The sequence below is a fragment of the Arthrobacter sp. NPDC080031 genome, assembly GCF_040702485.1.
Lineage (GTDB): Bacteria > Actinomycetota > Actinomycetes > Actinomycetales > Micrococcaceae > Arthrobacter.
The window spans coordinates 1-1,472 of the sequence record NZ_JBFBLA010000062.1 but is presented as its reverse complement, the minus strand read 5'-3'; the positions used below and the strand labels follow the sequence as shown (position 1 = coordinate 1,472).

At 70.5% G+C, this 1,472-nt stretch carries 1 protein-coding gene; it reads left to right on the top strand.

The annotated features are described in order from the left end of the window. Positions 1–1,472 (top strand): urocanate hydratase (locus AB0323_RS23960; protein ID WP_366179548.1); only part of this gene is annotated, 1,472 nt, incomplete at both ends.

Genomic DNA, 1,472 nt, shown 5'->3' with positions numbered 1-1,472 from the left:
GACCCGGAGGTCGCCGAGCGTCCGGATGACCTGGTCGTGTACGGCGGCACGGGCCGGGCCGCCCGGTCCTGGGCCGCGTTCGACGCGATCACCCGGACCCTGGAGACCCTGGAGAAGGACGAGACCTTGCTGGTGCAGTCCGGCAAGCCCGTCGGGGTGTTCCGCACGAACGAGTGGGCGCCGCGGGTGTTGCTGGCGAACTCGAACCTTGTGGGCGACTGGGCGACCTGGCCCGAGTTCCGCCGCCTCGAGGCCGAGGGGCTGATGATGTACGGGCAGATGACCGCCGGGTCCTGGATCTACATCGGCACCCAGGGCATCCTGCAGGGCACCTACGAGACCTTCGCCGCCGTCGGGAACAAACTCCGGGCCGCACGGCACGATGCTGCCCCCGCGGGTGCCTCCTCCACCGAAGGCCCGCTGGCCGGGACGCTGACGCTGACCGGCGGGTGCGGGGGCATGGGCGGGGCCCAGCCGCTCGCGGTGACCCTGAACGACGGGGCCTGCCTGATCGTGGACGTGGACGAGTCCCGGCTGCGCCGCCGTGCCGGCAAACGCTACCTGGACGAGGTCGAAACCGACCTGGACACCGCGATCGCCAAGGTCGCCAAGGCCAAGGCCGAGCGGCGCGGCTGGTCCGTGGGGTACGTCGGCAACGCCGCCGAGGTCTTCCCGGAACTGCTCGCCCGGCACCGGGCCGGGCAGATCAGCATCGATGTCGTGACCGACCAGACCTCCGCGCACGACCCGCTCTCCTACCTGCCCGAGGGCATCACCGTGGCCCAGTGGCACACCGAGGCCGAAGCCGACCCGGAAGGGTTCACGAAGAAAGCCCAGGCCTCCATGGCCCGGCACGTCCAGGCCATGGTCGAGTTCCAGGACGCCGGCGCGGAGGTCTTCGACTACGGCAACTCGATCCGCGACGAGGCCCGCAAGGGCGGCTACGACCGGGCGTTCGAGTTCCCCGGCTTCGTCCCGGCCTACATCCGTCCGCTGTTCTGCGAGGGCCTGGGCCCGTTCCGCTGGGTCGCGCTCTCCGGTGACCCCGAAGACATCGCCGTGACCGACAAAGCCATCAAGGAACTCTTCCCGGAGAACACCCACCTGCACACATGGCTCGACGCCGCCGCCGAACGCGTCGAATTCGAAGGCCTCCCCGCCCGGATCTGCTGGCTGGGCTACGGCGAACGCGCCAAAGCAGGGCTGCTCTTCAACCAGCTCGTGGCCGAAGGCAAGGTCAAGGCCCCCATCGTGATCGGCCGGGACCACCTGGACTCCGGCTCCGTGGCCTCCCCCTACCGGGAAACCGAGTCCATGAAGGACGGCTCCGACGCGATCGCGGACTGGCCGCTGCTGAACGCCCTGACCGCCGCCTCCTCCGGGGCCACCTGGGTCTCCATCCACCACGGCGGCGGCGTGGGCATCGGCCGTTCCATCCACACCGGCCAGGTCTCCGTCGCCGACGGCACCGA